24 protein-coding genes are annotated in these 24909 nt (G+C 55.2%); 9 read left to right on the top strand and 15 right to left on the bottom strand.

Annotated elements, in window-relative coordinates:
* Positions 1–35: 35 nt before the first annotated feature.
* The 3 genes from G536_RS33035 to G536_RS0102845 all read right to left on the bottom strand — a co-directional run bounded on the left by G536_RS33035 (position 36) and on the right by G536_RS0102845 (position 2721).
* A complete protein-coding gene (locus G536_RS33035) occupies positions 36–371 on the bottom strand; it encodes a helix-turn-helix domain-containing protein (RefSeq protein WP_022822074.1) in 336 nt (111 codons plus the stop codon).
* Between the two features lie 113 nt (positions 372–484).
* Positions 485–1411, bottom strand: a complete 927-nt coding sequence (locus G536_RS0102850; protein WP_022822073.1) for a hypothetical protein — start codon at positions 1409–1411, stop codon at positions 485–487.
* On the bottom strand, positions 1408–2721 hold the full coding sequence (locus tag G536_RS0102845) for a site-specific integrase (protein WP_022822072.1): 1314 nt from the start codon (positions 2719–2721) through the stop codon (positions 1408–1410). The genes G536_RS0102850 and G536_RS0102845 overlap by 4 nt, the downstream gene beginning before the upstream one ends.
* A gap of 402 nt (positions 2722–3123) precedes the next feature.
* Between G536_RS0102845 and G536_RS0102840 the strand changes: the two genes are divergently transcribed.
* Together G536_RS0102840 and G536_RS0102835 are read left to right on the top strand one after the other, a co-directional pair.
* Positions 3124–3480: a hypothetical protein gene (locus G536_RS0102840; RefSeq protein WP_022822071.1), complete on the top strand. Its 357-nt coding sequence runs from the start codon at positions 3124–3126 to the stop codon at positions 3478–3480.
* Between the two features lie 357 nt (positions 3481–3837).
* On the top strand, positions 3838–4380 hold the full coding sequence (locus tag G536_RS0102835; RefSeq protein WP_022822070.1) for a GNAT family N-acetyltransferase: 543 nt from the start codon (positions 3838–3840) through the stop codon (positions 4378–4380).
* A gap of 92 nt (positions 4381–4472) precedes the next feature.
* Here G536_RS0102835 and G536_RS0102830 read toward each other — a convergent pair whose 3' ends face one another.
* Genes G536_RS0102830 through G536_RS30230 form a run of 3 tightly spaced genes read right to left on the bottom strand, consistent with a single transcriptional unit; the run spans position 4473 to position 7091 of the window.
* The gene (locus G536_RS0102830) at positions 4473–5234 is read right to left on the bottom strand and encodes a LytR/AlgR family response regulator transcription factor (RefSeq protein WP_022822069.1); all 762 of its coding nucleotides are present in this window, start codon (positions 5232–5234) and stop codon (positions 4473–4475) included.
* On the bottom strand, positions 5215–6273 hold the full coding sequence (locus G536_RS30235) for a sensor histidine kinase (RefSeq protein WP_022822068.1): 1059 nt from the start codon (positions 6271–6273) through the stop codon (positions 5215–5217). The genes G536_RS0102830 and G536_RS30235 overlap by 20 nt, the downstream gene beginning before the upstream one ends.
* A gap of 41 nt (positions 6274–6314) precedes the next feature.
* On the bottom strand, positions 6315–7091 hold the full coding sequence (locus tag G536_RS30230) for a hypothetical protein (RefSeq protein ID WP_022822067.1): 777 nt from the start codon (positions 7089–7091) through the stop codon (positions 6315–6317).
* 386 nt (positions 7092–7477) lie between these two features.
* On the opposite strand from G536_RS30230, the gene G536_RS0102815 reads away from it, so the two are divergent.
* Together G536_RS0102815 and G536_RS0102810 are read left to right on the top strand one after the other, a co-directional pair.
* Positions 7478–7972 carry a Panacea domain-containing protein gene (locus G536_RS0102815; protein ID WP_022822066.1) on the top strand — a complete coding sequence of 165 codons (495 nt, stop codon included), beginning with the start codon at positions 7478–7480 and terminating at the stop codon, positions 7970–7972.
* Positions 7973–7999: 27 nt separating this feature from the next.
* Positions 8000–8344: a hypothetical protein gene (locus G536_RS0102810; protein ID WP_157530350.1), complete on the top strand. Its 345-nt coding sequence runs from the start codon at positions 8000–8002 to the stop codon at positions 8342–8344.
* A gap of 246 nt (positions 8345–8590) precedes the next feature.
* Here the strand turns inward: G536_RS0102810 and G536_RS30225 are convergent, their stop codons facing one another.
* Positions 8591–9190 carry an RNA polymerase sigma-70 factor gene (locus G536_RS30225; protein WP_022822064.1) on the bottom strand — a complete coding sequence of 200 codons (600 nt, stop codon included), beginning with the start codon at positions 9188–9190 and terminating at the stop codon, positions 8591–8593.
* Between the two features lie 768 nt (positions 9191–9958).
* On the opposite strand from G536_RS30225, the gene G536_RS25985 reads away from it, so the two are divergent.
* The 4 genes from G536_RS25985 (at position 9959) to G536_RS0102780 (ending at position 15295) form a co-directional block, all read left to right on the top strand.
* The gene (locus G536_RS25985; protein WP_022822062.1) at positions 9959–12736 is read left to right on the top strand and encodes a rhamnogalacturonan lyase family protein; all 2778 of its coding nucleotides are present in this window, start codon (positions 9959–9961) and stop codon (positions 12734–12736) included.
* 246 nt (positions 12737–12982) lie between these two features.
* Complete coding sequence (locus G536_RS0102790) at positions 12983–13747, top strand: oxygenase MpaB family protein (RefSeq protein WP_022822061.1); 765 nt, start codon at positions 12983–12985, stop codon at positions 13745–13747.
* Between the two features lie 157 nt (positions 13748–13904).
* A complete protein-coding gene (locus G536_RS0102785) occupies positions 13905–14513 on the top strand; it encodes a GDSL-type esterase/lipase family protein (RefSeq protein ID WP_022822060.1) in 609 nt (202 codons plus the stop codon).
* 53 nt (positions 14514–14566) lie between these two features.
* Positions 14567–15295, top strand: a complete 729-nt coding sequence (locus tag G536_RS0102780) for an esterase family protein (RefSeq protein WP_022822059.1) — start codon at positions 14567–14569, stop codon at positions 15293–15295.
* A gap of 121 nt (positions 15296–15416) precedes the next feature.
* Here G536_RS0102780 and uvrB read toward each other — a convergent pair whose 3' ends face one another.
* The 6 genes from uvrB to G536_RS0102750 form a co-directional block, all read right to left on the bottom strand.
* Entirely contained in the window at positions 15417–17453 is a 2037-nt protein-coding gene (gene uvrB / locus G536_RS0102775; protein WP_022822058.1) for an excinuclease ABC subunit UvrB, read from the bottom strand.
* A gap of 232 nt (positions 17454–17685) precedes the next feature.
* On the bottom strand, positions 17686–18180 hold the full coding sequence (locus G536_RS0102770; RefSeq protein ID WP_157530348.1) for a hypothetical protein: 495 nt from the start codon (positions 18178–18180) through the stop codon (positions 17686–17688).
* A 151-nt stretch (positions 18181–18331) separates the two neighbouring features.
* Positions 18332–18688 carry a DUF6970 domain-containing protein gene (locus G536_RS25980; RefSeq protein ID WP_026879775.1) on the bottom strand — a complete coding sequence of 119 codons (357 nt, stop codon included), beginning with the start codon at positions 18686–18688 and terminating at the stop codon, positions 18332–18334.
* A 50-nt stretch (positions 18689–18738) separates the two neighbouring features.
* Positions 18739–19119, bottom strand: coding sequence for a DUF6970 domain-containing protein (locus tag G536_RS25975; protein WP_157530346.1), 381 nt, complete (start codon positions 19117–19119; stop codon positions 18739–18741).
* Positions 19120–19150: 31 nt separating this feature from the next.
* On the bottom strand, positions 19151–20785 hold the full coding sequence (locus G536_RS0102755) for a hypothetical protein (protein ID WP_157530344.1): 1635 nt from the start codon (positions 20783–20785) through the stop codon (positions 19151–19153).
* Positions 20766–21464 carry an RNA polymerase sigma factor gene (locus G536_RS0102750; protein ID WP_026879774.1) on the bottom strand — a complete coding sequence of 233 codons (699 nt, stop codon included), beginning with the start codon at positions 21462–21464 and terminating at the stop codon, positions 20766–20768. The genes G536_RS0102755 and G536_RS0102750 overlap by 20 nt, the downstream gene beginning before the upstream one ends.
* Before the next feature lie 388 nt (positions 21465–21852).
* Between G536_RS0102750 and wrbA the strand changes: the two genes are divergently transcribed.
* Positions 21853–22467, top strand: a complete 615-nt coding sequence (gene wrbA, locus G536_RS0102745; protein ID WP_022822052.1) for an NAD(P)H:quinone oxidoreductase — start codon at positions 21853–21855, stop codon at positions 22465–22467.
* A gap of 163 nt (positions 22468–22630) precedes the next feature.
* Here wrbA and G536_RS0102740 read toward each other — a convergent pair whose 3' ends face one another.
* Together G536_RS0102740 and G536_RS30220 are read right to left on the bottom strand one after the other, a co-directional pair.
* Positions 22631–23365, bottom strand: coding sequence for a LytR/AlgR family response regulator transcription factor (locus G536_RS0102740; protein ID WP_022822051.1), 735 nt, complete (start codon positions 23363–23365; stop codon positions 22631–22633).
* 105 nt (positions 23366–23470) lie between these two features.
* Positions 23471–24841 (bottom strand): sensor histidine kinase, encoded by a 1371-nt coding sequence (locus tag G536_RS30220; RefSeq protein WP_022822050.1) that lies wholly within the window; start codon positions 24839–24841, stop codon positions 23471–23473.
* Between the last annotated feature and the right edge of the window lie 68 nt (positions 24842–24909).

The following is a 24909-nucleotide window of genomic DNA, read 5'->3' as shown; positions in this document are numbered from 1 at the left end:
GGCTGGAGCTTCCATTGGTATTTGATCCCCAGCCATCATTGAGCAGTTTTACGACGACGACCTTGCTTAGCTGTGTAAATGCTAGGCCCAGTTTCCTCATTGCGACGACCGTTATTTATCCACTTCAACAGTTCAGCTCGGTGGAAGTGGAGCTTATTACCACGTTTTGCGTGAGGAATACCACGCGCTGAAACTAACGCATAAATGCGTGGCTTACTTAGCCGTGTTATTTCTTGAGCTAGTTCAATCCCTCCTACTTCGGGTAAGGCGGGGCCTTGTGCTATTATTTGGTTGAAAACTTTTTGAAAGATGTCCTCGACGTCAATCAAAACTTGGGAGTACTCTACTCCCGAAGTTATTAGGGCTGGCATAGGGTCGCACCGGGGATGTAAACCGGCTTAGTGACAGCAAATAGACTGCACGTCCTCAGCAACTTATCACGTTTTCACGGAACGTGAAAAAAACGTGAAAACGTGATAAGGCCTTATATATCGCTAACTAGCCCTTTTACACTATTATGCAGGGCTCGCATAATTAGATTGTTATCGTTATATCCTACTCGTAATTGGCTCTCTGACGCTACGTCGCCAAACTCTCGGACTACGTTGCGGTGAAACGCTGCATTATCAGTTCTACTAATCTTTTCTGCGTCTCGGAGTGCAGCCACCACTGCTGCCCACATGCGTGGTTTACTATCCACTGTTGGTTTACCCTGTTCGTCAAGCAGTGGTGGTATAACCCGGCTTAAAACATTCTTTAGCATTATGACAGTGAAGCCATTTTCCAATAATCCTCCCCAAGTGTCTAGCGTAAATTCTTGGTTTTGAGTATCGTCTCTTCTAGCCCCTAATGGTTGCTGTAAAGCAGCATTATAATCTTTGTCAGTTAATGGAAGCGGCTCCAAAACGTCATATTGGTTCCTTACTTCTTCTATGCCAGCTTGCACATACCTCACTGCCCCAATCGCCAAAACATAGAGAGCACCAAGTAAACTTCTCTCATTACTGTTGAGAGGAAGAGCACTTGCTTTCAAGCCATTCTGAATTTTCAACCACGCAATTGCATCACGAGTCATTCCTTGTCTAGAACTGTTTTGTTCTGAGCCAATTTGTATTACAAGACCCTTTATCAGGGTTAAGATCTGTTGCTGTAGACCTCTAGCAAAGATTTCTTCTACCACTTTGAGGTAACGTGCTGCCTTATCATCAGATGGGTGCAACAATTTCAAATTATACCTCAGTTCGGCTATAAAGAGCTCGTGTAATGCTCCAATTTGCTTGTGCTTGGTAGTTAGGCTATCGTTGTTAAACTGTCTTTGCAAATCCTCTCGTGTGCCATCCTGTGCCCAACTGAACAATAAACGAGGTTGTGAAGCTAAGAGCCTAGCGGCACGAAATTCTATTAGACTCATAATAGCTGTTCATATGCAGCATCCATTATATCAGAAGCAAATTCCTTTAAATAACGATCAGTGACCGCTTCAGACGCATGCTGCATTGTCTCTTTAATGACAGCAGTAGGCACGCCGCTATACTTCAGGCTAGTAGCAAATGAGTGCCGAGCTACATAAGTAGTGAGCGGAGTATCAATACCAGCAAGCGGAGCCAATACCTTGAGGTCTTGGTTGACTTGCCCAAGAACTTTGTGAAGGCGGTTCTTTACCTGCGTGGACGTCTGATGCTTCACCACGTCAAGTATGGGAAAGATATAGCTGTCCGGTATGGCATGAGTAAGTTTTCGGTATTTGTCCACTATCGCAGCAGCTGGCGGTAAGAGCTTAAGGCTAAACTTGCCTTGTGTCTTCTGCCGCACATAATTCAATCGGTACGTCGTGGCGCTCGCATCAGTGGCCGTAAGCGCACGCCACCGAAGCTGCGCCAAGTCCACAAAGTTGATTCCCCCGCAATAGAAGGAAAAAAGGAACACATCTTTTGCCAATTGCAACCGCGCTGTGTCAGGAGTCAAGCCCTCCAGCAACCGAATCGCATCACGGCTTACAGCTCGTTTTGTAGTGCTCACGTCGAATTTGCCAACACTGAATTTGTGGCGTTCGGCTGCCGTTCGAGCGAAAGGATAATGTTCGACTTTAGCCAAGCCGTTGGCAATAGCTTTATTAAGTACAGCCCTCAAGGTGCGGAACCGTAGGGAGAGGGTGATTTCCTTCGCACCTGTTGAACGCAGGTAACGCTCCCACTTGTCGCAAAACGACAGATTCACCCGTTCTAAAGGCAAATCCTCCACCCTACACTCGGCCACAATAAATTTGAACAGTTGATTGCGTAGGTCCTTATAGATGCCGGCATTGCCCACCTTACCCATAGCACGGTACGAATCACTCAGTTCGTCACAATAGGCCAACAACCTTCCACTTCGAGTTTTACTTCGATTTTCAGCCACGCGGGCTGCTACCGAGTGAACATCATGCTGCTCATCGGCTTTAGCGAGTTCACCAGCAGCTTCTTCATATCTTTCCTCCCATGCCCGCAGGTCATTTTTCAGTGTTTGCCGGTCGCTGGGATTGGGAAAATTGTTCCTAATTTTTTTTGCGTCCTTGTCCCAATGTTTTGGAAGCATGCACAAACCAGTAGCGATGTACTTGCGCTTGCGGTCCTTCGTGATGCGAACGAAAAACGGGTGTGACCCATCAGCAAGTGTATTGCTGGTGTAGTACACTACCTCCACACTAGCCTTGCCCTCCTTATGCTGTGTAGTCTTGCTCATAGGCGTGTAATTAGTCGTTTTATCAATTACACGACGAATTACACAAATGTAATTAATAAGCAGATATCAATGATAAACGGCAAGACTAAAATAATTGAAAATCCCCTCAAATGCCACAGAGAAGCACTTTTGATAATGCGCAGTATATACAGTGCCTAAGCTTCCCAAGCTGAGGGTCGCGAGTTCGAGCCTCGTTTCTCGCTCACTATAAATCAGCCGCCTGAACTGTAGTTCAGGCGGCTGATTTGCTTTTGAGTTATGTGCTAGCCTACACAATGTTGTGTTGAATAGACGGCAATTTTTGTCTACTGCTTCCACTAGCCTGGCTTGGCTGGGCACTCTTTGATAGTATGGTATGATTCTGGACGGTAGAGCTAACATTCCAATTAGCTTACACTGATCATGAAGAAGATACTTGTTGCTTCTGCCCTTGCTCTTGGCACCCTCTCAGCTACATATGCTCAAACGCCGGAGGGTATTCCAGCTACTAACAAACGAACAGAGGAGTACTGCCAACTCAAGGCCCGGCAGAAGATAAACGGGCGGTACGTAGTCTCGATTGATTATGGGCAGCAGCAGAAGCTTGTCTCCGAAAATCTATTTCGTGATGCCTCGGGCAAAGCGGTGGAGTTTCGTTCTGCCATTGATGCACTCAACTGGCTGAATGGACAGGGCTGGGAGCTGATGAGTACGTTTGTGCTGGTAGAAGACGGGGATGGAGTGGCATATTACGTGCTCCGCCGGCGCATCCAGGCCTGAACTATAGTTATCAGAGCGAGCCGTGCAGTACCCGCCCGTAGCTCGTACTATTTGAACTTGAATGATCATGCGCAAATCAAGCACCCGTTGCAAAAGGCGTAGAACTGGCAAGCAAACTAATTGAGCCGGCCTGGCAGGCTCACTGCACTAAGCAAAGAGACATGCGCCGGACGGCAAACAAGCCAATGAATGCAGCCAAGCAGACTACCTATTACCCACTTATTCAGTACCGATTGGTGGTTCGGCTGGCGCTGAACTTAGTATGTTGAAGGATGCTGGTGTGCGAGCCACTATATGGCCGCTGATAAATGCGTAGCCCCTGTTGTTTTGCTACAATTATTCTATACTTCTGTCTGCATGCCATCCTTCCACTCACAGCCCACCTTATCATCCGCTGCCGTTACGCTAGTTCCGTTGCAGCCTACCGACTTCGACGAGTTGTACGCGGTGGCCGCCGACCCGCTGATATGGGAGCAGCACCCCAATAAGGACCGCTGGCAACGTGCCGTATTCACTAACTTTTTCGCGGGGGCCCTACAGAGTGGAGGCGCTTTCAAAGTAGTGAACAACGCTACGGGAGCCATTTTAGGTAGCACCCGCCTCTACGAATACAATGCCGACGAGAATAGCATACTCATTGGCTACACGTTTTACGGCCGACAGTCCTGGGGCAAGGGCATTAATTTAACTGTCAAAGGACTGTTGCTCGATTACGTGTTTCAATTTGTGGATGCAGTGCGCTTCCATATTGGGGCGAGCAATGCCCGCTCACAAACTGCTATTCAGCGCCTGGGCGCTACCAAGGTGGACGAGCAGGAAGTTGCCTACTATGGGGAGGCTTCTAACCTCAATTTCGTATTTGAAATCAACAAGCAAACCTGGGCCTCACAAACTACCTAAGGTGTTGCCTCCCTGCACTAACAGCTGTCTGGCTGCTACCACAAATAGTGGCCCGGTAACAAGTGAACCAACTGCCTCGCTGCTCGTCCGAACTACCCAGCTAACCACTTACGCAGTTCGGGCGTACGGTGGCTGCTGCTTACCAGCGGCGCACCAGGCTGGTTTCGTAGATACACCGCCAGCGTATCATTGAAATAGGGTTCCAGGCGCTCAATAGCTACTAGGGCCACCAACTCGCTACGGTTCAAACGAAAGAAAGTTCTTGGGTCAAGCTCCGCTTCTAGTTGGGCCAGGGTTTCAGATAATGGATAGGTGCGCCCGCTACCGTCTAGGGCATGGGCCACCCCGTTGCGCAACTGAATACAGAGTACGTCTGCCACAGCGAGTACATACACGCCTTGGCGCGACTTGCTAAGTAGCCGTTGCTTGTAGCGAGGCGCCGGGGCGGCCTGAGGCAAGGCGGCCGCTAGTTGTTGTAGCGCCGCACTCTGCATAACCTGTCGCAGCCGCTCGTATTTCTGTAATGCCGCCGCGAAGGAGGCGTACTGCACAGGCTTAAGCACGTACCCAATGCCGTTTTGCTCGAAGGCTTGCACCAGATATTGGTCGTAGGCCGTCACAAAAATAAAGGGGCTGCTCACCGTCACTTGGTTGAATAAAGTGAATACGTTGCCATCGAGCAATTCAATGTCTGAGAGAATCAGGTCAGGAGCAGGATGGGTGCGCAGAAATTCAGCTGCTTCGGCTACCTGCTGGCACTCGCCCACAATGGTAGCGGCCGGGTAATACGTTAAAGCAAAACGGCGCAACAGCGCCAGGGCGGGTTCTTCGTCTTCAAGCAACAGTAGGCGCATGGCTAGGCAGAGCAAGGGCCGGAGTGAGCGGCAGCGTCACGGCAAAATAATCGGGGGTGTCATCAATGCGCACGGGCACGTCGGCTAGCAAGGTAAGCCGGCTACGCAAAGCTGCCAGACCGCTGCCCTCCCCAGTGGCAGGTGTGGGCCGGGGCCGCCGCTCATTGTGCACAGTTAGGGTGGTTGGCGTTACTTGTACACGCACCCGCAACGGCTGGGCCCGGCTGGCCAGATTGTGCTTGACGGCATTTGTGAGCAACTCTTGCAGCACCCCAGGCGGCACCAATCCCGTGCGCAGGTCGTCGGCACTGGCTTGCACGTCGTGGATGAACTCATAAGCCTGGCCGAAGCGACGAGTCAGCAGAAATTGGTAATCGTGCGCAAAAGCTAACTCTTCGGCCACAGGTACGGCTTCGTGCTGGCCTGTGCGCACCAAATAGCGGTATAAACCAGCCAAGTGGGCCAAGTAGTCTTGGGCTGGCTGATTGTCCGGCTCAATCAGGGCAGCCAGAATGTTGAGGTTATTGAACAGAAAGTGTGGGTCAACGTGCTGCTGCAAGGCCCGGAGCCGAGCGTGAGTAACGGCTTGCTCGGCCCGCTCCAGCGCTAGGCGCACGTGGCTGGCGTGCTGCTGGTAGAGGAAAGGCAGGTACACGCTGCCCACCAGCAAATAAAGCAGTGCCGCCGCTGCCAACCCACGGACAAACTCATACCAAGTGCCGTAGTCGCCGCGGCCTATGTGAGTTAGAATGAGCGCTCCTTGCATCAGTTGCAGTAACCCTATGAAAAGCACTGCGCCCCGCCACAGCAACCCAAAGTAGTAGCCGGCCCGCTCGCTGGCCTGGCCACGGCGAGTAGCGTGCTGGTGCAGGCGGTCGAGCAGGTATACCACCAGTAACGCTTCGAGAAACAGCCAGAACGGCGCGTCGGCAAACAGGTAGAAATCCGCGGCACGCTCGGCCATCATCAGGCGGGTGTACAGGGCCAGCAACAAAGCCAGGCCAAAGACAAACACGTAAAACCAGGGCTGTTTGCGCATAGCAGGCAGCAAGATAGAAGGGGCGCGTTAAGTGGCTTAATCTACTGCCCAGCTGGTTTAGCTGGCTGGCCATTGGCGTCGAAGAAACGCAACACCGGCTGGTTGGTACTGTCCACCCCAATGGTGAGGCGGGTGTGGCCCTGGCGGTCTTTAAAGTCCAGGGTGGATTGTGCGGTGTTAGCAACTAGCATCATCCGGGTTTCGCCTCGCTGGTCGGCCATAATCATGGCCGAGGAACGGCCGGCAGTAGTACCCACATACAAACGGGTTTGCAAGCCCAGCTGGCCAGCTTTTCGGGCTTGCTGCTGTTGCTCGGGCGTAGCGTCTTTGTATTTTTCTTCCAGAGCCGTCATTGATGCCTCAGGCGCATCGTTGAAGGTGAGGCCGGCTTTGTAGCTGCCTCCCTGCTCCTGGTAGTTGAGCGCAATAACCTGGTCTTGGCCGAACCGGTCGAGCGAGAAGTGCCCACCGGCCGACACCTTCCCATCTTTATCCCGATTACCGTCGAAAATCAAGCCGCCGCATTCCTCACCCTTGGCATTGTAGAAGAGCATACCAGGATGGGTGCGCTTGAAAGCCAAGTGCTTGCCATCAATAGTAACGCCCTGCGGAAACCGGGCTTGGTTGGCCATTATCATTTTTACCGTGCCGTCGCGCTCCACTAGGTTTAGGCGCTCCACCGACACTTCCCCGAAATGCACCGGCTTATCGGGCCGACCGGCCGAGGCTAACAGCAAAACGGCCGGCAGCAGGGTGGCGGCTAAGGCATAGGCTTTCAGAAATGTTACGTCGCGGCTGAGTTTTTCAATTGGGTTCATGGCTGATGGGATAAAGTGGCGAAGTGCTTCAAAAGTGAAGATTCCGCAGCCAGCCCGTGTAGCCTTTCAACGTGAATGCCGGATAAATCGAGTGAGTGCAGGAAAAGCCGGGGTGAACTCAAGTAAACACATGCCGGAGCAAGCACCTTCCGATAAGCCTATCGGTACCTTCACTGTAGCACTTTAATGCGCTATCCTATCAATTTTCTTCTTGGAGCGATACCCAAATAGTAGCAATAAGGCCTCCCCTACTCAATTCGCAAACAGTTTATGAGTTAGTACCGTTGTATCTTTGAAGAGAGGCTAATTTTATGTTAACCGCTTCGACAGACGGCTACCCGCTGCAAAGCAAATAGCCGTTTGCGTACTATGTATTGGGAGGAAAAATGAATACATCAAACCCTGTCTACGACCCGCTGGCTGTTGCTAATTTCTTTGTTCAAAAGTCGTTGGAGACTGGCAAAGAAGTGACGCCCATGAAGCTGCTTAAGCTGGTGTACATCGCGCACGGCTGGAACCTCGGCCTTTTTGGGGAACCGTTGATCAGCGAAGCAGTTGAGGCGTGGCAGTATGGGCCGGTTATCCCGAGTGTGTACCAAGCCTTCAAGGAGTATGGCCGCTCACGTATCACCAAGATGACTTCTGGCCTGTGGGGAGTAGGCTTAGGCTCGCCCGTTGTGCCCGTTATTCCTGAAGAAGACGTGCGCACGCAGGGCCTGCTAAGTGAAATTTGGGACGTGTACGGCGACAAGGACGGACTCTACCTATCTGCGGTTACTCACAAAGACGGTAGCCCTTGGACGAAGACAGCTCGCAACGGTATTATTCCGCAGGAAACGATTCGCGAGCATTACCAATCGTTGGCCCAGACAGCAGTTTAGATGGAGGTGCCAGGTGCTGGGCGCGATATGAAGGCGCTGGAAACAATTCGGGTTGCTGCGCAGGAAGAAGCGCAGAGCATTTCGGTGAATGCAGGAGCGGCGGCAGCTAAAGAAGACGAGGCTCTTTTTGAAAGAGAGATTCGCAAGACGCTGCTCGGCCGGCTGAAGCTCGTAATCAACGTCTTTGTGGGGATATTCTGCATTGCTATCCTCTTCCGCTCGTGGCATTTTTTAGCTCCCGAAGCCTGGGCCTTTTTATCTGAAAAACAGATTAGCCTCATTGATACAATATTAACCTCGGGTTTTTTTGTGTTGCTAGGCGGTATTGCCAAGGATACCATCATTAATGTGTTACCTAAAAAAAGAGGGTAGCTAATTGCTTCAAGCACACCACAGAATACAGCGCGCGAGCTTTTGCTTTCATAAGAAATACTGCAAGTGCCTTCGGTAAAAAGTAAGCGTTCCAGCTCAGCTCAATGAACCGGAACGCAAGAAGGAACACGAAAAGCAAGCATAGTACCTGCCGTTATTTTCTCTTTTCCGCCTTAGATGAAGAGAGAATACAAGCCAGCGGGTAAGTCAGCAAATGACTCACTGTGCTGATATAACACCCAACTATCATTGCCCAGCCTGGCAAACCAGCACCAGTAGCGCAACGGTAGCGCCGTGTGCCTGAAAGCAAGTGCGCAGGAACTTCAGCGACTGGGTTATCTGGGCTTCCACCGTTTTGATAGAAATATTCAATTTTTGCGCAATAGTGGCATTCGACAAGCCTTGCTGGCGGCTCATAGAAAATATTTCGCGCCGCTTAGTAGGTAGCCGCGCCACCGCGTGCGTGTAGCACGCCGTAAGCTCCTGATACTCCAGCGCGGCGGTGGGTGGCTCTTGGTCGGTGGCCAGGTAGGACGGGTAATCTTGGTACGCCCAGCTGTGCCGGCCCCGTACCTGATTGAGAATAGCGTGGTAGGCCGATGTGTAGAGGTAGCCTTTAAGGGATGCGGCATCGGGGCTTACCGCATGACGCTTTTCCCAGAATTTCAGAAAGCAGTCCTGCACAATTTCCTGTGCTTCAGTGCAGGAACGCAAATGATTGTACGCGAAGCGGTATATCCCCGGCGCGTGCAGCTGAAACAAGTGCTTGAATTGCTGCTGGCAACTGTCATGCTGACAAGCGGAAGTGGAAGTGGAATTCTCCAAAGCCGTGTGGGTGAGCTTCATACAAGGTAGCACAAGCGGTAGAGGGCAACTCGACAATTCACAGGTTTTCAAGCCATTGAAAACCATCCTGCACCTAATGTACTGGCCCGCTCTTGTCCTTACATTCCTGTACTCTCATGGCTGGCAGCGCATCAAAAGCCAAGGGTAGTAATTACTTACTTTTCACTGTTCAGGAAACATCCTATGCCTTGTCCTGGTGGCCATAGCATTCCATGCTCAAAAGCATTTATCAGGTAGCCTTACCGTACACCCGGTTGAATCACCACGACACTACAACACGGTCATTACCAAATCACTAGCCTTCATCGGAATATTTCTCAGAAAAAAGTTTTGCTCGGACTAAGGGTATGAGGCATGTCGGGTGTCGTTTGTAGAGGAAGGGGCTAATGCGCCTTTGGTGATTATGGTTAACCCGGTGACTTTTGACGTTTATCTGCGCTACCTACAGTGGCAGTCTTCGCCAGCGGAGACTTGTGCCGTGCGCACTTGGCTAGCCTGGCCGGCCCACGCTGCACAGGCGCAACGCTGGATGCACCGATATACGCAGCTCACTAGCCCAGACACTACCCCGGTTGGCAACATACCCGATTTCGATGCCCTCCAAACCCGGCTTCTAGCTCAGCTTAAGCTAGTACCAGCCTCTGTGCCTTTAGTGTCCAGAACTACCCGTTTGGCGCATATAAGCAGCTGCTTTCCATTTTTTGCGCAAGAATTCCTGGGCCTGCGGGCCTTTTTCCACCGCCTTCACTGGCACTAACCCCCACCGTTATGAAAAAAACTTTTTACCAATCCTTGTCGGGCTTGCCGGCCTACCTCCGGCGCCAGCTCGGGCACGGCGCCGGAAAGCTGGCTATGGCCGGGCTACTAGCAGCCTCGTTGGGTGCGCCAGCCACTGCCCTGGCACAAGGTAGCTCCCCCTCGGTACGCCAGATGGAAACGCTGGGCCGCGGCGTAGTAGCCGTTGACCAAGGAAACGGCAAGGTGTTCGTGAGCTGGCGTTTGTTGGCCACTGATGCCCCCAACGTGGGCTTCGATTTGTACCGCAAATCGGCGGGCGGCTCGGCTACCAAGCTCAACGCTACGCCACTCACGGCCAGCACCAACTTCGTAGACGAAAGCCCCGACTCTTCGCCTGGCACCAGCTACTATGTGCTGCCCGTGCAGAACGGCGTATTGGTATCGGGTGGCCCGGCTACGCCGGAAACTGCGCCAGTATGGGCCCAGCAGTACATGCGCCTGCCCTTGCAGCGCCCCGCGGCTGGCGTAACGCCTACCGGCCAAGCCTACACCTATAGCCCCAACGACTGTTCAGTGGGCGACCTAGACGGCGACGGACAGTACGAAATCATTGTAAAGTGGGACCCTTCTAATGCCCAGGACAACTCGCTGAGCGGCTACACTGGCAACGTGTACTTGGATGCTTATAAGCTGGATGGCACCCAACTGTGGCGCATTGATTTGGGCCGCAACATCCGGGCCGGCGCGCACTACACTCAGTTTATGGTGTTCGACTTGGATGGCGACGGCAAGGCCGAAGTGGCCTGCAAAACCGCCGATGCTACCGTGGATGGTACCGGACAAGTGCTGGGTGATGCCAACGCCGACCACCGCAATGCCAACGGCTACATCCTGCGCGGCCCTGAGTACCTCACCGTGTTCAATGGCCTGACCGGCGCCGCTTATCCAAGCGTGCGTTACCTGCCCCAACGTCACCCCGACCCAGCCATCGGTGACAATCCCACCCCAGCCCAACTCAACACCATTTGGGGCGACAACTACGGCAACCGGGTGGATCGGTTCTTGGCGGCCGTAGCTTACCTAGATGGCGTGCACCCCAGCCTAGTGATGTGCCGCGGCTACTATACCCGCTCGGTGCTAGTGGCTTGGGATTTCAAGAATGGCCAGCTCACCCAGCGCTGGATTTTCGACAGCAACGACGGCACGCCCGGCAACCTGGCATACCGCGGCCAAGGCAACCACAACTTGAGCGTAGCCGACGTGGACAACGACGGTAAAGATGAAATTGTGTACGGCTCGATGGCCATCGATGACGACGGCAAAGGCATGTATAGCACCGGCCGCGGCCACGGCGACGCCATGCACGTTTCCGACTTCGACCCGGCTCGTCCCGGCCTGGAGGTTTTCTCGGTACACGAAACCCAAAGCCAGTACGGCTCCGCCCCCAACGACTTCCGCGACGCACGCACTGGCACGCTCATCTGGGGCGCCCCCGGCCCCAACCAGGGCGACGTTGGGCGCGGCATGACTATGGACCTCGACCCTCGCACCCTGGGCTCGGAATCGTGGAGCAGCCGGGGCGGCTTGTACGCTGCTAATGGCACCCAGATTTCCACGGCCCGGCCCAGCCACATCAACTTTGCGGTGTGGTGGGACGGTGACTTACTGCGCGAATCCCTGGACAACGTGACCATCAGCAAGTGGGACTGGCAGAACAGCCGCCTCAATACCATGTTGAGCGTGGCGGCCCTGGGCGGTGCTTCCAACAACACCACCAAAGCCACTCCTAACCTGAGCGCCGACCTATTTGGCGACTGGCGCGAAGAGGTTATCTGGCGCCATACCAACAACGAAGAACTACTGATTTTCACGACCACCATTCCCACGCAGTACCGCATGAACACACTCATGCACGACTCGCACTACCGCATGAGCATTGCTTGGCAGAACGTAGCCTACAACCAGCCGCCTCATACTGGCTTTTACCTCGGCGACGGTATGAAGCTGGACACCGCGCCACCTACCATCCTGGCGGCCGGTTTCCTCACAGCACTGGAAACCAACGGCACCCGCACTATTGAGGCCGCCGACGTGGATTATGGCAGCTACGACGTAGGCAGCGGCATTTCCTCCATGAGCATCAGCCCCAGCCGGTTCACCTGCGCCAACATCGGCCCCAACAACGTAACCATCACCGTAACCGACAGCACCGGCAACGTAGCCACCGAAACCGTAACGGTGCTGATAGTGGACAATACGGCGCCAACTCTGCGAGCGGCGGGCTTGCAGGTAAGCCTACAGAACGGCGCGCGCACCATTGAAGCCGCCGACATCGACTACGGCAGTACCGATAACTGCGGCATTGTGTCGATGACGATTAGCCCCCGCACGTTCACCTGTGCCAACATCGGCCCCAACCAAGTGACCCTGCGCTGCGTGGATGCTTCTGGCAACATAAGTACCCAAACCGTAACGGTAACCGTGCTAGCCGACAACACCTGCACCAACGCCAACACAGCCAGTAGCAAACCGAAAGCTGCCCTCGGTGAACCACAGCTGAACGCCTACCCGAACCCCGTGTCGGAGCAAACTACCGTGTCGTTCCAGCCAACTCAGGCGGGCACAGCACAGGTGAAGGTGTACAACCAGCTAGGCATATTGGTAGCCACGCTCTACAACGGTACCGTAGAAGCCAGCCGCCTCTACCAAGTTTCGTTGGATGCCAGCTCGTGGGCCAGCGGCGTGTATAACTGTCAGCTCATCACCAACGGAAAAGTGGTTAACAAGCGCCTGCTCATCAACCACTAAAGCTAACGTGAAACCCTGAGGCCGAACTATTATCAGCAAATCGCCACAGCGCAAGCACACAAAAGAGGCAGCCAATCGGCTGCCTCTTTTTCTTTTAGGTTAACCGCCGAAGCACTTCTTCAAGCAGAAAGAGCAGACGGGCCGGTAGGCGAAACTTCACATTAGTGTGATGGAAATCAAGTTTAACTTTGCAATACAAAGTACTTTTAATACTTTTGTGTCTGTTCTGGTGTTCTTGCTTTACCTATGGAATATTTTGTGGCTCAAGGGTCGGTGGTGCGTGAAATCTGGGGCAAGGCCGATACAGTGCTATTCATCTTTGCAGGGGCCGCCGCCGAGTTTGCCTTAAACAAGGCCGTGGACTGGCTGTACTTCACCGGCAAGCTGCCCGCCGACCCGCTGGCCCGGCTTTTCTCCACCGTGGATTACGCCCGCCAGATTGTGTTTGCCGAACGCGCCGCCGCCGAGCGGGCCATTGATACCATTGCCGCCATACACGGAGCCGTGGAAGCCAAGCGCGGTATGGCTATTCCAGCCTGGGCCTACCGCGACGTACTATTCCTGCTCATCGACTACTCCATTCGAGCGTTTGAGGTGCTGGAACGGCCCCTCACGGAGCCCGAGAAAGAAGAAGTATTCCAGGTGTTTTGCCGGGTGGGCCAGCGCATGGGCGTACCCGACCTGCCCATTTCCCACGCCGCCTGGCTGGCAGTTCGGCAGCAGCACCTCGACCAGAATCTGATTCACAGCCACTACACTGCCGACCTGTACCATCAATACCGGCGGCACCTGGGCGCTCTGCGCTACAAGTTGCTGCTGCAAGCGCAGCGGCTGGTAGTACCGGCGCGCGTCAGAGTGTTGCTGAAGTTGGGCCGTTGGACTTGGCTGCCGCTGCTGCTGCCGTTATACCGCCGCACCCAGCATCTGGCCCTGAACAAGTGGGCCAAAATAGGGCTGCTACCCACCGAGTACAAAGACCGGATTCTGGCCCTCGACTACCGGCCGTCGTAAGTCGGCAATTCCTAACATTGGCGTAAACGCTAGGTCACAGTTTCCGCCGACCTTTGCTTGCCGTGCCTGAAAGTGTGGCTGGATGCCAGCCCGCTGACCATTACCTTGAGCCTGAATTCACTATGCTCACGCGCCCGGCGCTTTCTATTGGCAAGCAATGCAGTGGTACCAGGAGGAAATAAGGCAGCTCGAAGCCAAGGAAGTAACCGACACCAGCCTACCGAAGGTGGTGTTCTATGGCAGCTCCACGTTCACGCTTTGGCGCGAGTTGGAACGCAGCTTTCCGCAAGTTCAGGCCATAAACCTAGGCTTTGGCGGTTCCACACTGGCGGCTTGCGCGTGGTTTTTCAAGCGAGTGGTACCCCAGCACCAACCCGCTATGGTGGTCCTGTACGCCGGCGACAACGACCTCGGCGACGGCCGTACGCCTGAAGAGGTGGTGCTGTTCTACGAGAACCTAGCCGCCGCCATCAGAAGCAGCCTCGGCGACATTCCGGTGTGTTTCATTTCCATCAAACTAAGTTTGGCGCGGCTGCACTTGCGCGGCAGCATCGAGTACGCCAACGATTGTATCAACCGGCTGATTACCAGCCAAGGCCCACCTTATTCCTTCCTCGACCTATACTACCCGATGCTCGATGAGCGGAGCAATCCGCAGCCGGCGCTTTTCGAGCCCGACGGCCTGCACCTGTCGCCCCAAGGCTATGCCCTGTGGCAGCAAGAAATCAGTGCCCACCTGAACCGCATTCTACGCCTCCAATCCTAACCCCACCAGCAGAACAGTCCACCTTTTATTAGTGTCAACTGAACGACTTGCTGATGCGTCGCGAATATCATAAATGGGATAGTACTGCCCTAGGCCGACCAATGGAGCTGCTGGTTTTTGGCGAAACCGGGGCGCGGGTGCTGCTTTTCCCCACCCGCAAAGCCCGTTTTTACGACTACGAGAACTGGGGGGTAATTGAGGCGCTGCAACTCAAAATTGAGGCCGGGCTGCTGCAAGTGTACTGCGTTGACAGCATTGATGCCGAGAGCCTCTACGCCTTCAATAAGCCCCCAGCGGAGCGGATTTGTCGCCATTTGCGTTACCAGCAATACATTCTGGAAGAGGTACTACCGCTGAGCGTGGCCCAAAACCCCAACCCGTTTCTGATTGCCGCTGGCTGTAGCATGGGCGCCTACCACGCCGTCAACCTCGCGTTCCGGCACCCTAATCTGTTTGGCAAAGTGGTGGGCATGAGTGGCCGCTACGACCTCACCCAGGGCATGGCCACCTTCCAGGATTTATTCCAGGGCTACGTTGATGAAAACGTGTACCTGAACACGCCCAACCGCTTCATCCCTCACCTCGCCGACGAGTTCTACCTCACCCAGCTACGGCGCCTGGAAATCACGCTGGCCATCGGCAACGAAGATGCCTTTCTGCAAGACAACCTGTTCCTAAGCCAGCAGCTAGCCAGCAAGGACATCCGTCACGAACTACCCATCTGGGAAGGCGAAGCGCACAACCCGGCCGCCTGGCGCCGCATGGTGGATTTATACTTGTAAAAACGCATACCCAACGCAGCCATCTGGCGTCAAGCCTACAAGAGTTTACTGCACCAAAAAAGGGAGACGAACAACCACCGTGGCTGCCCATCTCCCTTCTTTAAGAACTATACCAGAACGCTTAGTCGCGCTTGGTTTTGAGCACCTGCTTGAGGGCCGCCAGCTCGTCGCGGAGTTTGGCGGCGGTGAGGAAGTCGAGGTCCTTGGCAGCGGCTTCCATCTGCTTTTCGGTTTGCTTGATGAGCTTCTCCAAATCCACTTTGGTCATCATCGACACCACCGGCTCAGCAGCAATGGCCAGCGCGGTATCTGTGTCGGGGCCAGCGTAGCCCTGTGGCTCTACAATGCGGTAATCGGAGAGAGAAGTCTGGCCGATGATTTCAGCGTGGCTCTTGCGCACGGTGCGCGGCGTGATGCCGTGCTCCTGGTTGTAGGCCAACTGGGTGGCGCGGCGGCGGTTGGTTTCATCAATAGCGCGCTGCATAGAGCCAGTCATCCGGTCGGCGTACATGATGACTTTGCCTCTATCATTACGGGCGGCGCGGCCCATAGTCTGGATCAAGCTGCGTTGGTCACGCAGGAAACCTTCTTTGTCGGCGTCGAGGATGGCTACCAGGCTGACTTCGGGCAAATCAAGGCCTTCGCGCAGCAGGTTTACGCCAATCAGTACGTCAATTTCGCCGAGGCGCAGTTGCCGCAGTATTTCCACCCGGTCCAACGTTTTTACGTCGGAGTGCACGTAGCTGGACTTGATACCCAGGCGCTCCATATACTTCTGGAGTTCTTCGGCCATACGCTTGGTGAGCGTGGTTACCAGCACCCGGTCGCCTTGCTTCACACGGTTGTCTACTTCGTCCAGCAGGTCGTCAATCTGGTTCACCGAAGGGCGAATGTCGATTTCGGGGTCCAATAGGCCCGTAGGTCGGATGATCTGCTCCACCACCACACCATTGGCCTGGGTCAGCTCATAATCGGCGGGCGTTGCCGATACAAACACCGCTTGGCGGTACATACTTTCGAATTCGTTGAAGGTAAGCGGGCGGTTGTCGAGGGCAGAAGGCAAGCGGAAACCGTACTCGATAAGGGCCGTTTTGCGGCTTCGGTCGCCACCCCACATAGCCCGGATTTGAGGCATGGTGGCGTGGCTTTCGTCCACTACCAGCAAGTAGTCGTCGGGGAAGTAGTCGAGCAAACAGAACGGGCGGGTGCCGGGGTTGCGGCCATCGAAGTAACGCGAGTAGTTCTCGATGCCCGAGCAGTAACCCAGCTCCCGAATCATTTCCAGGTCGAACTCGGTGCGCTCCATGATGCGCTTGGCCTCTGAGTCGCGCCCCTCCTTCTCGAAGTAGGCGTGCTGCTGCACCATATCAAACTGGATTTCCTTGATGGCTTGGTTGAGCGTGTCTTTGCCGGTTACGAACAACTGGGCTGGGTACAGCGTCACCGATTTCTCGTCGGCCAGCTTCTTGCCACTCACCGGGTCAATCTTGTGGATAGCCTCGATTTCGTCGCCGAAGAAGAAGATGCGGTACGCGTAGTCGGCGTAGGCTGGGAAGATGTCTACCGTGTCGCCCTTCACCCGGAACGAGCCACGGGTGAACTCCATTTCGGTCCGTGAATACAGAATCTGCACGAACTGATAGAGCAGGTTGTTGCGCGAGTACCGCAGGCCGGGCGCCAGGTAAATCACGTTTTTACTGAACTCCTCGGGGTTGCCAATACCGTAGATGCACGAAACCGACGCAATAACAATTACGTCGCGGCGGCCGCTGAGCAGCGTGGAGGTGGTATGCAGCCGCAGCTTCTCGATTTCCTGGTTGATGGCCAGATCCTTCTCGATGAATACGTCGGTGCTGGCAATGTAGGCCTCGGGCTGGTAGTAGTCGTAGTAGCTAATGTAGTACTCTACGGCGTTGTTGGGAAAGAACTGCTTGAACTCGCCGTAGAGCTGGGCGGCTAGGGTTTTATTGTGGCACAGCACCAGCGCCGGCTTGCCGGTTTCGGCAATTACGTTGGCCATGGTGAAGGTTTTGCCGGTACCCGTGGCCCCGAGCAGCACCTGCGCCGGCTCGCCGTTGTTCACGCCTTCCACCAACTGCTTGATGGCGCGCGGCTGGTCGCCGGTGGGTTTGAATTCCGAGGTAAGCTGATAGTTCATGTGCGGTAGAGTAGCTGCCTGACCGGGTTGACAAAAAGGTCAGCCTTTGATAACTGCATTAGCAAAGTGGAGGTTTCCTGGCAAACAAAAAAACCTCCCCGACAACGCGAAGAGGTTTTTGAAAACGGGACGTCATCAGTAACGGTATTGTCGTTCCTCCACGAGAGAAATCCGGGCAAGGTTGTTCAATAGTTACACTCAGGTTGTTCCTGCGGCGGCCAGACAACTTGACTTACCCACCGGGCTGAATGCGGATAATATTGTTGAGCTGCGCCCATTTCACCAGCGGATTCGGTTGCAGTTGGCTCACCCAATACTTCTCGCTGCACAGCGGCACATTCAGATAGCAAGATTTCACCATGGTAGGCTGCTCCTGCAATTGCAGGCGCTGCACGGTGGCGGCCCAGTCTTGCTGGTTGGCTACTGTCATGTCCAGCAAGCGCGGAATAACGGTGAGGGCGCGGGTCTGGTAGTGCAGATACACGTTGCCATCTTTCACGGCTTTCCAGGCCCCGGAGTTGATATACGCCTTCCGGTTCAACTCCCGCACTACGTAGTCGATGCTATCGGCGGGCAGACTGGAAATATACAGCGGCCCCATCACCGATTTAATTACAAAGGCATTGCTGTTAAACAGTTGAAACGTCTGTGGCAAGGTGCTGGCTTCGCGCATCCCCACCAGCACATCCCTGGCCACGTAAGTACCATCAGAACAAATTGTTGTCACTGGGAACTTACAGACCACGTCCGCTGGCTCTACCTCTTCCTTTTGGCAGGAAGCCAAGCCTAACACTAACCCAACTGTTGCGAGAGAAAGTAACGTTTTCATCATTGGAAGTGGATGTGATGGACAGGAAATCTGCAAGGGCTGAGAGATACTACCGGGGGTCGAGCCAAACAAGCCGCTCGTTGGTGGCTTTGGCTGCGAAGTCGGGGCATTTGCCGTCGCCACGGCCTGTGATGCCGCCGCTGGGCGCGCAAATGGGGTTCAGGCACTCATCGTACAGGGTATTGAACTGGTCGCAGCAGTCGGCGGAAATGGTGTACACCGTGCGGCCATCATACTGATACTCGTAGATGCGGGCAGCCGGGTTCTGCTTGGGCTTGCGTTGAAGCTCCTCTATTTTTGCCTGAATCAGTCCCGAACACTGCTTAGGGCCTACATCTGCGTCTTTTTGACACTGTACCAACCCCAGCATCACCCAGCAAGTCAAAAGAAAGAGTAGTGTTTTCATCATTTGTACAAATCAGGGCGGATAATAGCATGTCGTAACTCCCTCAATCATCAGCGCGGATCGCGCCAAACGAGGACCGGGTTGGTAGCACTGGCTTGGAAACCAGGGCAGCGGCCGTCGCCTTGTCCGTTGGGGCCGCCTGTGGCAGCACAGAGTACGTTGCCACAGGTATCGAACAGGTAGTTGAGGGTAGTACCTGCCGCGCCAGCCGTGCTACCTCCCGTTACGAGGTACACCGTTTGGCCTTGGTAAGTGTACTGCGTGATTTCGGCGACTGGTGTTTGCTTGGGCTGCGCAAGAAGTTGAGCAATAAGCGTATCAGCAAAATTACTGACGCAAGCAGGGCTCATATCATCATCGGCCACGGAGCTACAAGCCGTAATGAACAGTGAGGAAAGCCCGACCATCAAGCAAGTAAGAATGCGAAGCATAAACTGAGAAAGGCAAAAAGACTGTAACTCACTACGGCATTACGGCGGCGGGTTTCGCGCTACCGAAATCCACACTGGCTTCTAGCCCGATGCTGTAAGGCCGCGACTGGTTGAGAGCACGCTGGCTAGGGTTGGCGTTGAGGGTAGTCAAACCAACCTCGGTGGTGGTACCTAGTGCCAAGCTCCAGCTAGCAGCGGCGGGTTGGTAGCGCACCCCGGCTCCACCCCGTACCGAGGTTTGCAGCTGCCGATACGGCGAATCAGAGGAACCCAGCGAATACACGCGGGCAGCCTCCGGCGAACCTTCCAGCTCCGAACGAGTACCCAACAGCAAGCCGACAGCCGCGCCTACTTTAGCGTAGAGCGAGGTGCCAGGTTTCGCAGAGCCATAGCGGATTTCCACTGGCACGGCCATGGTCCGGTAGCGGTACGAGGTTTTGCGGGTAGCCGTTGGAGCTACCGCTGCCGCGCCCGAAGTGAAGGCATTATTGCCGCGGCTATCAAATAAATTGGCCACCTGGCGGCTCACCTGACGGCCATCAATAAAACCGTAGCTGGTGGCAGAAGTAGCGTGCTGCTCGGCTGCTTCCACTCCGGAAACCAAGGTCCAGTGCTTATTGAGAGCATACGCGGCCGTAACGGCAACGCGCTGGCTAAGGCCGGCCCGCAGGTTGCGGCGGTATTCGGTTTCAGCGTCGTCTTGGTAGTAGTTGCGCAGGGCATTGGTAACGGCATCAGCCTGCACACGGCCGTCGCTGTGCGAGAAATTGATGTTGGGGTTGTAGGAGGCAGCGGCGTACGTAGCCCCTAGGCGTAACCGGCGCCACTGCTTGGCAGGCGGCTGGGTTTCATCTTTGGCCGCGGCCAGAGCGCCTGGCTGCGGCACGGCCAGCAACGAGGCTTTCAGGGTATCGGGGCGGGCACCCAACCAGCCACCGCGCAGGTTGGCGAAGCGCGGCGTCAACCCATTCCAGCCTGGTAGGCTGGCGTTGCTTTCGGTAGCATAGTTGGCACCAAACTGCGCAGCCACGCTAGAAGTTAGGCCAGGGTAGCGGCTCCCAGCAAATACCGATTCGGCGCCTACCTCACTGCTCTCATACGTGCGGCCCTGACGGGCTTGGCTGCGGCTAGTCTCTGATATGCCTTGGCCAGCGGCAGCTATTTGAGCAGCGTAAGCGTCGTATTCACTACCTGGAGCTTGGCTTAGGGTTGAACGGGTAGCATCGGCCGAAATATATTCTCCCTCCAAAGCTAGCAGGCCGTTGTTGGTATCAGTAGCGCTGCCGGTTGGTTTTTGGCCTTCGGCGCTAGCCGCAGCAGCACCAGTGGCAGCGGTGGCTTGGTTATTGGCCGCTACACGGGTACCCGAGGAGTTGGTGGTTGTGCTATATTCGGCTACACTGGAGGTGGAGTTCTGCCACTTGCGCAGAATAGCCCAGCCGCTTGCGCTGAAGAACAGCAGCAGGCAGGCGGCAGCCACCCAGCGGTGCCACGTGAGCTTGCGCCGGTAGGTATTGTTTTGCTCAACAAGCAGCTCGTGGTCGAGTTGCTCCCAGAGGCCGGCACGCGGCGTCACCTCGGCTTCTGCGAACTTCTGCCGAAACAGATGCTCCAAGTCGCCGGTGGGCCGTGGGTCGGGAGTAGGATTAGGTGCGGAAGTGGCCATGCTTGGATTGTGCGTCGAGACGCTCGATTTTCGACTTCAAAATTGCCCGTGCCCGGGAGTACTGTGATTTACTGGTGCCTTCGGAAATGCCAAGCATCTCCCCAATTTCTTTGTGGCCGTAGCCTTCAATGGCGAACAGGTTGAACACCATCCGGTAGCGTGGGGCCAGCTCTTGCACAATAGCTAGCAGGTCCTCGAAACCGTAGTTGGCCAGCGTAAATTCCTCGCCGGCCAGCTCTTCCGGGTACTCGCCTTCACTCACGGCTACCAGCGGCGCATTGCGGCGGTGCTGGCGCAGAGCAGCGTTTACCATGATACGCCGAATCCAGAACTCCAGCGGACATTCGCGGCGGAAGCTGCCTAAGTTACGGAACACGGTAATAAAGCCTTCCTGCAACACGTCTTCGGCCTCGAAGGTGGTTTGAGCGTAACGCAAGCATACAGCCATCATCCGGCCGGAAAACCGCTCGTATAAGTATTTCTGCATCAGCCGACTGCCGGCTAAGCAGCCATCAATTAGTTCGGCCTCGCTTAGCTGAGAAGGCGGCGTGAGTTGGCGCACGGTAGGAACAGGCGAAGTGAAAGCCTCAGTCGATGATGACGACGATGCGGATGCACCGGCTAGCAGCCCCCGCAGCCCACTAGAGGGCCGCAGTGCCAAAGACGAAAGCGCACTCACTGCGCCACGCGGCTCCCGAAGCCGGTACCGTGTGCCCCCGCAAACCGCAGCCCCCGTTGGGCCGGTGCGTAGTGGACGTATATAAGTTGCATAGGCGGCAAGCTAACTAAACAAAATACCAGCGCCGACCTTATCAGCTGGCCGGCTACAACCACTAGAGCCCGTTCCCGCCCGCTACGGTTGCATGCGGTAGTAACATGGTGCTAAATTTTTCTTGCTGGCAATAGCAACGGGCTTTCAGGCTGGCAAAATTTATTTTTTATAAAATCTATCTTCTATAAAATGTACCTACATATGTTTGCACCGTATAACCCCGCAAATGATTAGCTTGGCAGTACTTCCAATAGGCAGTTGCTTTCTTTCTCTCACTTAACCCTACCCCTTTTTCATGAAGACCCTGATCCTTTTTTATTCCACCTATGGCCACGTGTATAAGTTGGCCGAGGCCATTGCTGAAGGTGCCCGCGAAGTGGAAGGCAACGAAGTGGTAATTAAGCGTGTGCCCGAAACACTGCCCCAGGAAGTACTCGATAAAACCGGCGCTACCGGTGCCCAAAAGGCTTTCGAGCATATCCCCGTAGCCAATCCTGACGAGCTGGTAGACTACGACAACATTGTATTTGGCACGCCTACCCGCTACGGCAACTTGTGCGGCCAGATGCAGGCCTTCATGGACAGCACCGGCGGGCTATGGGCCAAAGGAGCATTGGTAGGCAAAGTAGGTAGCGCCTTCGTGAGCACCGCTACTCAGCACGGCGGCCAAGAAACTACACTCCGCGCATTCCATACTGAACTGCTCCACCACGGCTTCGTGATTGTGGGCCTGCCCTACGCTTGGCAGGGCCAGATGGGCCACGAGGAAGTAACGGGCGGCACTCCTTACGGCGCCAGCACCGTGGCCGGTGGCCAAGGCGAGCGTCAGCCAAGTGCCAACGAATTAGAGGGTGCCCGCTACCAGGGCCGCCATACTTCCGAAATAGCTAAGAAGCTAGCAGTTAAATAATTTCATTTAATTTAGCATTCGGATTACAAATAATAGCACTGTTCCCGCACACCATTGCAGCATTACCCAGCCACTTCTTGCAAAAGGAGTGGCTGGCGTTTTTTCGGGCTACTCTGTTTTTCAGTGCCCCTGGTATAGCAGCAAAGCACTATTCCGGCTTTCACTACAACTGCTGCCAGGTCCGAATAAGGGCGGCAAACGACTCGCGGTAGGTGTCACCGATGGGGAGTAAGCGGCCGGCTACTTGCACTTTGCCCCGCTCCACGTGCTCGATGCGGCTCATGGATACTAAGAAGGACTTGTGGATGCGCGCAAACCGCTCAGGCGGCAGCACTTCCTCCACCCGCCGAAACGACTGCAACGTGAGCACCTTGCCAGTGGTAGTATAAATCATAAGGTACTCTTTCATGCCCTCGATATAGAGAATATCATCGAAAGCGACGCGCTGCAAGCGGTGCTCGTTCTTCACGAACATGGCATCCGGCGCCGTTGGGTACACCTCAGCCATGGCGGGTGCAGCAGAAACGGCAGACGGAGCCGCCGGCGTCAGTTGTTGCCGGACTTTCTGTACTGCCTGCACAAACCGTTCGAAGGCAACGGGCTTCAGAAGGTAATCGGTGGCGTTGAGCTCGTAGCTGCGCACGGCGTACTGGTCGTAGGCGGTGGTGAAGATGATACGCGGGCCGGGCTGGGGCAACAGTTGCGCGAGTTGCAGGCCCGTCAGGCGCGGCATATGAATATCCAGAAACACCACGTCCACGGGGTTGTCTTGCAGGAAAGCCAGGCCTACCAGCGCCTCATCAAACTGGCCCAGCAGCTTCAGCCCCGGCACCTGGGCACAATAGTCGGCCAGCAAATCCAGAGCCAGCGGCTCATCATCGAGAATAACGCAGGTCATGGAAGTGTAAGAGTAGAGAGGGTTAAAAGTAAGAGGGTTTGGGGACTGAGGATAGCACGCAATGAGCAGCAAGAACCTTTCCTGCCTTCCTACCCTCAAACCGTCTTACCCTAAGACCAGCGTCACGAGGTGCTGATTGAGTGGCGTTTGCACTTGCAAGGTATGGCGGCCGGGGTAGAGCAGCGCCAGGCGGCGGCGCAGATTCACAAGGCCAACCCCGCCAGGCTGATTGGGTAGCTCCCGCTCGGCGTCGGCGGGGGCTACGTGGTTGAGCACCGAGAACCGCAACTGCCCATCGGATGCCAGTTCCAGCGTAATCTGCACGGCCACGGGGCGAGCGGCTAGGTCGCCGTGCTTGAAGGCATTTTCCACCAGTGGCAGCAGCAACAGCGGCGCAATCGGGTGGGCACAGTCGGCGGGGGCGCCGGTTACGGTCAGTTGAATGGCATCTTGAGCCGTGGCCGACAACCGCAGGCGCTGCAAATCCAGGAAGCTGCGCAAATGGGCCAGTTCCCGGCTAAGCGGCACGGTGTCGGTGCTGCTTTCATAGAGCAGGTAGCGCATGATTTCGGAGAGGCGCAGCACGGCTTCTGGGGCCTTATCGGACTTGCGGCTGGTGAGCGAGTAGATGTTGTTGAGCGTGTTGAACAGAAAGTGCGGGTTGATTTGGGTTTTGAGCATAGCCAACTCGATGAGTAGCTGTTGGCGCTCCATTTCGCGGCGGTTGCGCTGGCCCCGCAGGTAGTCGCCCGTAATGCGCAACGCCGAACTGCTGCCTACAATCAGTGTTCCTACAATGCTGGCGCCAAACAGCTGCAACCATTCTCTCGGCTCGGTTACCGGCATTTTTTTACCATGCACTACTATGGTAACCGGCTTTTTCGATTTGGTAGTGAAGGCCGTAGTCTTGGCCGTGGCAATGCGTATTTTGTCGTTGAACACTTGGGGCATCACCCAGCCAACCAAGCCGGCATAGGGCAGCACCAGTACGGCTGCCAGCGCCACGTACTCTACCACCCGGCCCCGGCCCAGTGTACGCGGCACCAACCAGCGCCAGGTAAGATAAAAAAGCGTGGCGCTGCCTACGTCTTCCAGCAGCAGCCGCCCTAGCGTGGCCAGTAGCGGCTGCCATTCGGCCGGGCCAACCGGAAAGTGCGGCAGCCGGGCCACAGCATTACTGGCTTTGAGGGTATCGAGGCCCAGCAGCCATAGCCACAGCAACCCATGAATCCAAAGGGGAATACGGCCCGATTCCGAAGTGGCCGGCCAGTTGGCTGCCCCCAGCAAAATCCGTAGCCGCGCCCACCAGCCTAGTTGCTTGTCGGCGGATATGCTACGCTCGGAACCAGCAACGAATACAGATGATACTTCCATGCCTAAAAATACAGGGTTTACCACCCAGAGGGCTTGATTTTCAATGAACCCGGTGGGGCACGCCGCCAACTGGCCACGCCGGGCGGTGAATAGCAGGAGCACTCGTGCCAAGCCGTTAAATCATGATTCACTGCCCTGAACCCGGTGTTGGAGCACCCAACAGCCGGGTT

Source organism: Hymenobacter norwichensis DSM 15439 (genome assembly GCF_000420705.1).
GTDB lineage: Bacteria > Bacteroidota > Bacteroidia > Cytophagales > Hymenobacteraceae > Hymenobacter > Hymenobacter norwichensis.
Note: the sequence above shows the minus strand (reverse complement) of the source record. Positions and strands in the feature narration are given on the sequence as shown.

Coding starts and splice junctions, on each gene's coding strand:
- G536_RS33035 (WP_022822074.1), bottom strand. CDS start 371: ATGCCAGCCCTAATAACTTCGGGAGTAGAGTACTCCCAAGTTTTGATT.
- G536_RS0102850 (WP_022822073.1), bottom strand. CDS start 1,411: ATGAGTCTAATAGAATTTCGTGCCGCTAGGCTCTTAGCTTCACAACCT.
- G536_RS0102845 (WP_022822072.1), bottom strand. CDS start 2,721: ATGAGCAAGACTACACAGCATAAGGAGGGCAAGGCTAGTGTGGAGGTA.
- G536_RS0102840 (WP_022822071.1), top strand. CDS start 3,124: ATGAAGAAGATACTTGTTGCTTCTGCCCTTGCTCTTGGCACCCTCTCA.
- G536_RS0102835 (WP_022822070.1), top strand. CDS start 3,838: ATGCCATCCTTCCACTCACAGCCCACCTTATCATCCGCTGCCGTTACG.
- G536_RS0102830 (WP_022822069.1), bottom strand. CDS start 5,234: ATGCGCCTACTGTTGCTTGAAGACGAAGAACCCGCCCTGGCGCTGTTG.
- G536_RS30235 (WP_022822068.1), bottom strand. CDS start 6,273: ATGCGCAAACAGCCCTGGTTTTACGTGTTTGTCTTTGGCCTGGCTTTG.
- G536_RS30230 (WP_022822067.1), bottom strand. CDS start 7,091: ATGAACCCAATTGAAAAACTCAGCCGCGACGTAACATTTCTGAAAGCC.
- G536_RS0102815 (WP_022822066.1), top strand. CDS start 7,478: ATGAATACATCAAACCCTGTCTACGACCCGCTGGCTGTTGCTAATTTC.
- G536_RS0102810 (WP_157530350.1), top strand. CDS start 8,000: ATGAAGGCGCTGGAAACAATTCGGGTTGCTGCGCAGGAAGAAGCGCAG.
- G536_RS30225 (WP_022822064.1), bottom strand. CDS start 9,190: ATGAAGCTCACCCACACGGCTTTGGAGAATTCCACTTCCACTTCCGCT.
- G536_RS25985 (WP_022822062.1), top strand. CDS start 9,959: ATGAAAAAAACTTTTTACCAATCCTTGTCGGGCTTGCCGGCCTACCTC.
- G536_RS0102790 (WP_022822061.1), top strand. CDS start 12,983: ATGGAATATTTTGTGGCTCAAGGGTCGGTGGTGCGTGAAATCTGGGGC.
- G536_RS0102785 (WP_022822060.1), top strand. CDS start 13,905: ATGCAGTGGTACCAGGAGGAAATAAGGCAGCTCGAAGCCAAGGAAGTA.
- G536_RS0102780 (WP_022822059.1), top strand. CDS start 14,567: ATGCGTCGCGAATATCATAAATGGGATAGTACTGCCCTAGGCCGACCA.
- uvrB (WP_022822058.1), bottom strand. CDS start 17,453: ATGAACTATCAGCTTACCTCGGAATTCAAACCCACCGGCGACCAGCCG.
- G536_RS25980 (WP_026879775.1), bottom strand. CDS start 18,688: ATGAAAACACTACTCTTTCTTTTGACTTGCTGGGTGATGCTGGGGTTG.
- G536_RS25975 (WP_157530346.1), bottom strand. CDS start 19,119: ATGCTTCGCATTCTTACTTGCTTGATGGTCGGGCTTTCCTCACTGTTC.
- G536_RS0102755 (WP_157530344.1), bottom strand. CDS start 20,785: ATGGCCACTTCCGCACCTAATCCTACTCCCGACCCACGGCCCACCGGC.
- wrbA (WP_022822052.1), top strand. CDS start 21,853: ATGAAGACCCTGATCCTTTTTTATTCCACCTATGGCCACGTGTATAAG.
- G536_RS0102740 (WP_022822051.1), bottom strand. CDS start 23,365: ATGACCTGCGTTATTCTCGATGATGAGCCGCTGGCTCTGGATTTGCTG.